This is a genomic window from Actinotalea sp., assembly GCF_035443605.1.
GTDB lineage: Bacteria > Actinomycetota > Actinomycetes > Actinomycetales > Cellulomonadaceae > Actinotalea.
The window spans coordinates 1-7,879 of record NZ_DAORSQ010000109.1 but is presented as its reverse complement, the minus strand read 5'-3'; the positions used below and the strand labels follow the sequence as shown (position 1 = coordinate 7,879).

Below are 7,879 nucleotides of genomic sequence, written 5' to 3'. Positions count from 1 at the left end.
AACAACCGGCACGGATCTCGTTCGTGATGTTCCACGGTGGGGCGTCGGCGGGCTCGAAGACCCTGATGGGCCCGTCTGCAGCCCTCGCGGGCACTCCGGGCGGCCCGCGGGCTGTGGACGGGGGGTGGGATCCACACGCACACGGTCCTCAACACCTCCCTCGGGCGTTGCGGCACCACGGTGGGGTGTGCCTCCTGACAACCCCACCCTGCGAGCGCTGCTCGCGCGTCAGGACGCGGTCGTCAGCCGGGCCCAGGTCCTCGCCGCGGGTGGGACCGGGCCGTGGGTCGCACGCCGCGCCGCCACGGGTCGCTGGCAGCGGGTGCACCCGGGTGTCTATGTCGCCCACTCCGGCCCGATCCCGTGGCGCAGCCGGGCGTGGGCAGCGCTCCTGCACGCGGGTCCTGGTGCTGCGGTCAGCCACGCCGCCGCCGCGTACGTGCACGGCTTCGTCGCGGTGCCCCCGCGGGTGGTCGACGTGAGCATCCCGGCCGCGCGCAGGGTCGACCCTCAGCCGGGCCTGCGGGTGCACCGCCGCCGGACGATGCCGCCCGTGCTCGGCCGGCTGCCCGTGGTCGCTCGCGGCGACACCGTGCTCGACGTCGTGCAAGGGCTCCGTGCCGTCGACGACGTCGTCGGACTCGTGTGCGTGGCCGTCCGGGCCGGGATGTGGCCCCAGGAGGTCCTCGAGCCACTCGGCGCACGGCGTCGTGTGCGGCATCGGGCGCTTCTGGCGGACGTGCTCGCCGAGGTCGGCCTCGGCATCGAGTCCCCGCTCGAGCGGCGCTACCACCACGACGTCGAGCGGGCGCACGGGCTGCCCCGCTCCAGGCTCCAGGTGCGTCAGCACGTGGGGGGCCGGTGGACCCGCGCTGACGGGATCTACGAGGGCCTGGGCGTGCGCACCGAGCTCGACGGCGAGCTGGCGCACCCCGGTGGTCGCACGGACGGGGACGTCTGGCGCGACAACGCCGTCGTCATCAGCCGTGGGGAGCTCACCCTGCGCTACCGCTGGCACCACGTCGCCGTCGCCCCGTGCGCGACGGCCCGGCAGGTCGAGCAGGCGCTGCGGTCTCGCGGCTGGTCCGGGCGAGGCCGCCCCTGCGGTCCGTCCTGCCCGGTGGGTCGCTGACCGCCCGAGCCCGGGAACGTGGAAGGTCCGGCACGGATACCGTGCCGGACCTTCCACGTCGGTGCTCAGTCGCCCCGGGGGGCGGTCGTGCTCAGCCGAGGCGCGCGGGGCGCCGTCGGGTCAGGTCAGCGCTCGATCTCGCCGGCGATGAACGCCTCGAGCTGCGCGCGGCCCTTCGTGTCCTCCATCTGGACCGGCGGCGACTTCATGAAGTACGTCGCGGCGGACAGGATCGGGCCGCCGACGCCGCGGTCCTTGGCGATCTTCGCGGCGCGCAGCGCGTCGATGATGATGCCGGCGGAGTTGGGCGAGTCCCAGACCTCGAGCTTGTACTCGAGGTTCAGGGGCACCTCGCCGAACGCGCGGCCCTCGAGGCGCACGTAGGCCCACTTGCGGTCGTCGAGCCACTGGATGTAGTCCGACGGGCCGATGTGGACGTTCCGCGCGGCCAGCTCGTGGTCCATGTTGGACGTGACGGACTGCGTCTTGGAAATCTTCTTGGACTGCAGGCGGTCGCGCTCCAGCATGTTCTTGAAGTCCATGTTGCCGCCGACGTTGAGCTGGTACGTGCGGTCGAGGATGACGCCGCGGTCCTCGAAGAGCCGGGCCAGCACGCGGTGCGTGATGGTCGCGCCCACCTGGGACTTGATGTCGTCGCCGACGATCGGGACGCCGGCGTCCTCGAACTTCTTGGCCCAGACCGGGTCGGAGGCGATGAACACCGGAAGGGCGTTGACGAACGCGACCTTGGCGTCGATGGCGCACTGCGCGTAGAACTTCGCCGCGTCCTCGGAGCCCACCGGGAGGTAGCAGATGAGGACGTCGACCTTGCGCTCCAGCAGGGTCGCCACGATGTCGACCGGCTCGGCCTCCGACTCCTCGATCGTCTCGCGGTAGTACTTGCCGAGGCCGTCGTGGGTGTGACCGCGCTGCACCGTCACGCCGAGCGGCGGGACGTCGGCGATCTTGATGGTGTTGTTCTCGCTGGCACCGATCGCCTCGGAGAGGTCGAAGCCGACCTTCTTGGCGTCGACGTCGAACGCGGCCACGAACTCGATGTCCGAGACGTGGTATGGGCCGAACTGCACGTGCATCAGGCCGGGCACGGTGCTCTGCGGGTCGGCGTCCGCGTAGAAGTGGACGCCCTGGACCAGTGACGCGGCGCAGTTGCCGACGCCCACGATGGCGACGCGGATCGAACTCATCGTCGTTCCTCGATCTCTTCTCAGTGCCGCGACGTGTCGTCGTCGGCGGGTGCGTGGTCAGCCGGTCGGCCACCCCGTGATGTCGCGCGGCCGCGGCCGCGCTCGTTGTCGATCAGTCCGTCGAGCCAGCGCACCTCGCGCTCGACCTGCTCCAGACCGTGCCGCTGCAGCTCGAGCGTGTACTCGTCGACGCGCTCGCGGGTGCGGGCTGCGGACAGCCGCACCTGCTCCAGCCGTTCCGTGAGCCGGCTACGGCGCCCCTCGAGGATCCGCAGCCGGGTCTCGGCGTCGGTCTGCCCGAAGAAGGCGAACCGGACGTCGAAGTGCTCGTCCTCCCACGTCGTCGGGCCGGAGCTCGCGAGGACCTCGGCGAGGTGCTCCTTGCCGTCGGCCGTGAGCTCGTAGACGATCCGGGCCCGCTTGCCGGACAACGCGTGCGGCGGCGGCGTCATCGCGTTGTCGGCGCCGGCGATGAGCCCGCGGTCCGCCATGCCCTTGAGCGCCGGGTACAGCGAGCCGTACGACAGCGCCCGGAACGAGCCGAGCAGCAGGTTGAGCCGCTTGCGCAGCTCGTAGCCGTGCATGGGTGCCTCGTGCAGCAGCCCGAGGATGGCGACCTCGAGGACGTCGGACCTGCTGCGCACGCCGCCTCGCCCTCCGTCGATCGCCGGACCCCACATCCGACAGAACGGATGGATGTATCGAATGGATACATCGAGAGACTACGACGGCGATCGACCCGTGGCAAGGCGCCCGGACCGGCGGCGCGCCGTGGCGTGCGTCACCATCTCTGGACCGCCCCGTCACCTGCCCATCTCCCTGGCGGGTTCGGCACACCGTCTCCACACGCGATGCCCATACTGGGGACATCCTGGGGGCGTCCCGCACGCCCCGAGCCGCATCCGTGCGCGGTGCGGAGGGTGCGACACGCGCCCTTCCGCCGGCGCCGGACGACGACCGGAAGGCACAGCGTGGCCACTCCCCCCTCCAGCCCCGGCTCCTCGCGCCCGGGTGGTCCCACGGGCCCCCAGCGGCGCAGCGTCCTGGGCGGTACCACCGGCCAGCGCTCGACCACACCCCCGGTCGGCGCCACGCGCTCCGGTGGCACGGGGTCCGGTGGCACGCGCTCCGGTGGCACGGGGTCCGCCGGCGCGCGCCGCACCGCCGTCGCCGCGCCGCCGCGGCGTCGGCTCATCGACTACCCGCGCTGGGGCAAGAAGGGGGTCCGCCGCTGGCTGCCGTCGTGGCGGCTGGTCCTGGGGACGCTCCTCACGATCGGCGCGCTGGGCTTCGGCGTGCTCGTGGCCGCCTACCTGCGCACGCCCATCCCCGAGCCGGGCGACTTCGTCGACGCCCAGACGACGACGATCTACTACTCCGACGGGGCCACCGCGATGGGCACGCTCGGGGTGCAGAACCGCGTCATCCTCGACGCTGCGGTCATCCCGCAGCACGTCAAGGACGCCGTCGTCGCGGGCGAGGACCGGACCTTCTACGAGAACGCCGGCATCAACATCACCGGCATGGCCAGGGCTGCGTGGGTCACGCTGACCGGCGCGGACCGACAGGGCGGCTCGTCGATCACCCAGCAGTACGCCGAGCGCTACTACTTCAACGAGACCGTCGACACCATCCCGGGCAAGATCCAGGAGACGTTGCTGGCGATCAAGCTCAGCCGGGTCCAGGACAAGGACCAGATCATCTCGGCGTACCTCAACACCATCTACTTCGGCCGCGACTCCTACGGCATCGAGACCGCTGCGCGGTCGTACTTCGGTGTGGGCGCCGCGGAGCTGACCGTCTCGCAGGCTGCGCTCATCGCCGGCGTCATCCCGTCGCCGAACAACTTCGACCCGCGCGTGTCGCCCGAGCAGGCCGAGCGGCGCTGGAACTACGTGCTCGACGGCATGGTGGTGACCGGAGCGCTGACCCAGGCCGACCGGGACGCCCAGGTGTTCCCCGAGACCATCGAGTACGCACGCTCGGACACGTTCGCCGGGCCCCAGGGCTACCTGCTCGACATGGTCGAGCGCGAGCTGCTCGCGACGTCGTCCATCACGTCCGACGAGCTGCGCCGCACCGGATACCGGATCGTCACGACCATCGACAAGGGCCTGCAGGACATGGCCGTGGCCGCGGTCACCGCCATGCCGGCGGACCACGCCCCCAACCTGCGCGCGGCCCTCGTGACGCTGGACCCGGTGGACGGCGCGATCCTCGCCCTGTACGGCGGCCCCGACTACCTCACCCAGTCGCAGAACGCCGTCACGCAGGACATCGCCCAGGCCGGTTCGACCTTCAAGCCGTTCGCCCTCACCGCGTACCTCGAGGGCGGTGGCTCGCTGAAGTCCCGGTACTCGGGCGCCAACCGGTTCCCCATGGAGGGGTTCACCGACAACGTGGTGCGCAACTTCGGCAACTCGAGCTACGGGAAGATCGACCTCGTCGAGGCGACCGCCAAGTCCGTCAACTCGGTGTACGCGCAGATCAACGCCGAGGTCACGCCCGCTGCGACGCTCGACGTCGCGCGCCGCGCAGGCCTGCCCGACGCCGCGCTCGAGGGTCAGGACGTCGTCGCCAACGTGCTCGGCACGGCCTCGCCGCACCCGCTCGACATGGCCCAGGCGTACAACACCTTCTCCGCGCAGGGGCTGCGCTCCGAGCCGTTCATCGTGCGCACGGTGGAGTACCTCGACGGGCGCCTGGCGCACAGCGGTGGCGTGACGCCGGAGCGCGCGTTCGCCGAGGACGTCATGGCCGACGTCACCCACGCCCTGACCCAGGTGGTCGAGAGCTCCGGGGCCACCGCGCGCAAGGCGCAGGCCGTGGGCTACCCCGTGGCGGGCAAGACGGGTACCTCGAGCGACAACAAGTCCGCGTGGTTCATCGGCTTCACGCGCCAGCTGACCACCTCGGTCACGCTCTACCAGGTGGGCCCCGAGGGCCAGCAGGAGTCGATCACGGCGTTCGGCGGGTACGAGCAGATCACCGGCGGCTCGGTGCCGCTGGACATCTGGACCGCGTACATGACGCAGGCGATGACCGGCCGTGAGCAGCTCGACTTCCCCCCGCGGGCCGACGTGGGCGAGCCGAACACCCCGCCGCTGGTGGAGGTGCCCGCCGTCGTTGGCCTGCCAGAGGCCGACGCCGTGGCCGCCCTGACGGCCGCCGGCCTCGTCGCGGACGTGCAGCGGGCCAACGACCCGTCGGTCGCCGAGGGTCTGGTGGTCAGCGCGAGCGCGAGCGGAGAGATCGAGCAGGGCTCGACCGTCTCCATCGTCGTCTCGCTGGGCACGGGAACGGTGGCCGTGCCCGACGTCTCGGGGATGAGCGCCGACGACGCCAGGGCGGAGCTGGCGGCCGCCGGGTTCGCCGTCGAGGTCGTCGAGGCGTACGACGCCGACGTGCCGGAGGGGGACGTCGTCGGGATCGCACCCGGCTCCGGCTCCCAGGCACCGCCCGGCTCGACCGTGACGATCACCGTGTCGCTGGGCCCTGACCCGGATGCGGGGCCGGCCCCCGGCTCACCCTGACGCACGGGACCGGCGGGCCGGCCGGCGCCCGCCGCGTCCGCCCTTCGTGCGCCCTCGTGCCGGGGTGGTCCCCCGGAGCCGGTAGCATGGGCGGTTGCTGCCCGGGGTCTCGTGGTGCCGATCACCGCGACCTGCCCGGGCATGCAGACGCTTCAACCCTCCTGTCACGGAGAGACCGTGACCGCGACAGTCCACAGGAGGTGGGTCCTCGCATGCGTCACTATGAGCTGATGGTCATCCTCGATCCCGAGATCGAGGAGCGCACCGTCGCCCCGTCACTCGACAAGTACCTGTCGGTGGTGACCACCGCTGGTGGCACGATCGACAAGATCGACATCTGGGGCCGGCGTCGCCTGGCCTACGAGATCGCGAAGAAGACCGAGGGCATCTACGCCGTCGTCGACTTCACCGCCGAGCCGGCCACGGCCAAGGAGCTGGACCGCCAGCTCGGCCTCAACGAGGCCGTCCTGCGCACGAAGGTCATGCGTCCCGACGCTCGCTGAGCGTCGTTCGTCGCCCTACCGAACTGACCGCACTGACTGACCGAGGAGCTGGCATGGCTGGTGACACCGTCATCACGGTGATCGGGAACCTCACGGGGGACCCCGAGCTGCGCTTCACCCCGTCCGGGGCCGCCGTCGCGAACTTCACGGTCGCGTCGACGCCCCGCACGTTCGACCGCCAGAGCAACGAGTGGAAGGACGGCGACACGCTGTTCATGCGCTGCTCGATCTGGCGCGAGGCGGCCGAGAACGTCGCCGAGTCCCTCACCAAGGGCACTCGGGTCATCGCCTCGGGTCGGCTCGTCCAGCGGTCCTACGACACCCGCGAGGGTGAGAAGCGGACCGTCGTCGAGCTCCAGGTCGACGAGATCGGTCCGTCCCTGCGCTACGCGTCCGCCAAGGTCACCCGTGCCCAGCGCTCCGGCGGTGGTGGCGGCGGCTTCGGCGGCGGCGGCAACCAGGGCGGTGCCGCCCAGGGCGGCGGCATCGACAACGACCCGTGGGCCACGCCCGCACCCTCTGCCGGCGGCGCGTCGTACGACGAGCCCCCGTTCTGATTCCTGCCCCATCCCGGACCGTCGGCCACCCTCGTGGTAGCCGGTAGGTCCGGGCTCCGACACTGAAGGAGCACCACGATGGCCAAGCCCGTCATCCGCAAGCCCAAGAAGAAGACCAACCCGTTGAAGTCGGCCAAGATCGAGGCCGTCGACTACAAGGACACCGCGCTGCTGCGCAAGTTCATCTCCGACCGCGGGAAGATCCGCGCTCGCCGGGTGACCGGTGTCTCCGTCCAGGAGCAGCGCGCGATCGCACGGGCCGTGAAGAACGCCCGTGAGATGGCTCTGCTGCCGTACTCGAGCTCGGCTCGCTGAGAGAGGCTGGACAGATGGCAAAGCTCATCCTGACGCACGAGGTGACCGGTCTCGGTGCGCCCGGTGACGTGGTCGAGGTGAAGGACGGGTATGCCCGGAACTTCCTCGTCCCGCGCAACCTGGCGACCGCGTGGTCGCGTGGTGCGGAGAAGCAGATCGCCGGCATCCGCAAGGCTCGCAAGAGCCGCGAGATCGCCACCCTCGACGAGGCGAAGGCCGTGCGGGACTCCCTGCAGTCCAAGCCCGTCGTCGTCTCCGCGCGGGCCGGCGCCTCCGGGCGCCTCTTCGGTGCGGTGACCACCACGGAGATCGCCGAGGCCGTCGCGGCCGCCGGTGGCCCCTCCATCGACAAGCGCAAGATCGAGATCGGCCAGCCGATCAAGACGATCGGCGACTTCGCGGTGAAGGTCCGCCTGCACGACGACGTCTCGGCGCAGATCGACGTCCGGGTGGTCCCGGAGGCCTGAGCCTCCTCGACGCCCGACCGACGGCCCGGCCCCCTGGTGGGTGCCGGGCCGTCGTGCGTCCCGCGGCGGGGCGACCCGCTCGTGCGGAGGGTTGGGTCCCGCGGTGCGGAGGGTTGGGTCCCGCGGTGCGGAGGGTTCGGTCTTCGTGCGGAGCGTTGGGTCCCGCG

At 71.4% G+C, this 7,879-nt stretch carries 8 protein-coding genes; 6 read left to right on the top strand and 2 right to left on the bottom strand.

The genetic code is table 11. The annotated features are described in order from the left end of the window. Positions 1-187: 187 nt before the first annotated feature. A complete protein-coding gene (locus PKY62_RS11090; protein WP_324536929.1) occupies positions 188-1,132 on the top strand; it encodes a hypothetical protein in 945 nt (314 codons plus the stop codon). 125 nt (positions 1,133-1,257) lie between these two features. Here PKY62_RS11090 and PKY62_RS11085 read toward each other — a convergent pair whose 3' ends face one another. Further along, positions 1,258-2,337, bottom strand: a complete 1,080-nt coding sequence (locus tag PKY62_RS11085) for an inositol-3-phosphate synthase (protein WP_324536927.1) — start codon at positions 2,335-2,337, stop codon at positions 1,258-1,260. Positions 2,338-2,357: 20 nt separating this feature from the next. Continuing rightward, positions 2,358-2,981, bottom strand: coding sequence for a PadR family transcriptional regulator (locus tag PKY62_RS11080; RefSeq protein ID WP_324536925.1), 624 nt, complete (start codon positions 2,979-2,981; stop codon positions 2,358-2,360). Between the two features lie 327 nt (positions 2,982-3,308). On the opposite strand from PKY62_RS11080, the gene PKY62_RS11075 reads away from it, so the two are divergent. The 5 genes from PKY62_RS11075 (at position 3,309) to rplI (ending at position 7,712) form a co-directional block, all read left to right on the top strand. Next, positions 3,309-5,870: a transglycosylase domain-containing protein gene (locus PKY62_RS11075; protein ID WP_324536923.1), complete on the top strand. Its 2,562-nt coding sequence runs from the start codon at positions 3,309-3,311 to the stop codon at positions 5,868-5,870. Positions 5,871-6,082: 212 nt separating this feature from the next. Then, positions 6,083-6,373, top strand: coding sequence for a 30S ribosomal protein S6 (rpsF, locus tag PKY62_RS11070; protein ID WP_324536922.1), 291 nt, complete (start codon positions 6,083-6,085; stop codon positions 6,371-6,373). Positions 6,374-6,426: 53 nt separating this feature from the next. Further along, positions 6,427-6,930: a single-stranded DNA-binding protein gene (locus tag PKY62_RS11065; protein WP_324536920.1), complete on the top strand. Its 504-nt coding sequence runs from the start codon at positions 6,427-6,429 to the stop codon at positions 6,928-6,930. A gap of 78 nt (positions 6,931-7,008) precedes the next feature. Continuing rightward, positions 7,009-7,245 (top strand): 30S ribosomal protein S18, encoded by a 237-nt coding sequence (gene rpsR / locus PKY62_RS11060; RefSeq protein ID WP_324536918.1) that lies wholly within the window; start codon positions 7,009-7,011, stop codon positions 7,243-7,245. A gap of 14 nt (positions 7,246-7,259) precedes the next feature. Beyond that, entirely contained in the window at positions 7,260-7,712 is a 453-nt protein-coding gene (rplI, locus tag PKY62_RS11055; RefSeq protein WP_324536916.1) for a 50S ribosomal protein L9, read from the top strand. Positions 7,713-7,879: the final 167 nt, after the last annotated feature.

Bases quoted from the DNA above. Each gene is read 5' to 3' on its own strand.
- rpsR (WP_324536918.1), top strand. From the start codon at position 7,009: ATGGCCAAGCCCGTCATCCGCAAGCCCAAGAAGAAGACCAACCCGTTG.
- PKY62_RS11085 (WP_324536927.1), bottom strand. From the start codon at position 2,337: ATGAGTTCGATCCGCGTCGCCATCGTGGGCGTCGGCAACTGCGCCGCG.
- rpsF (WP_324536922.1), top strand. From the start codon at position 6,083: ATGCGTCACTATGAGCTGATGGTCATCCTCGATCCCGAGATCGAGGAG.
- PKY62_RS11065 (WP_324536920.1), top strand. From the start codon at position 6,427: ATGGCTGGTGACACCGTCATCACGGTGATCGGGAACCTCACGGGGGAC.
- rplI (WP_324536916.1), top strand. From the start codon at position 7,260: ATGGCAAAGCTCATCCTGACGCACGAGGTGACCGGTCTCGGTGCGCCC.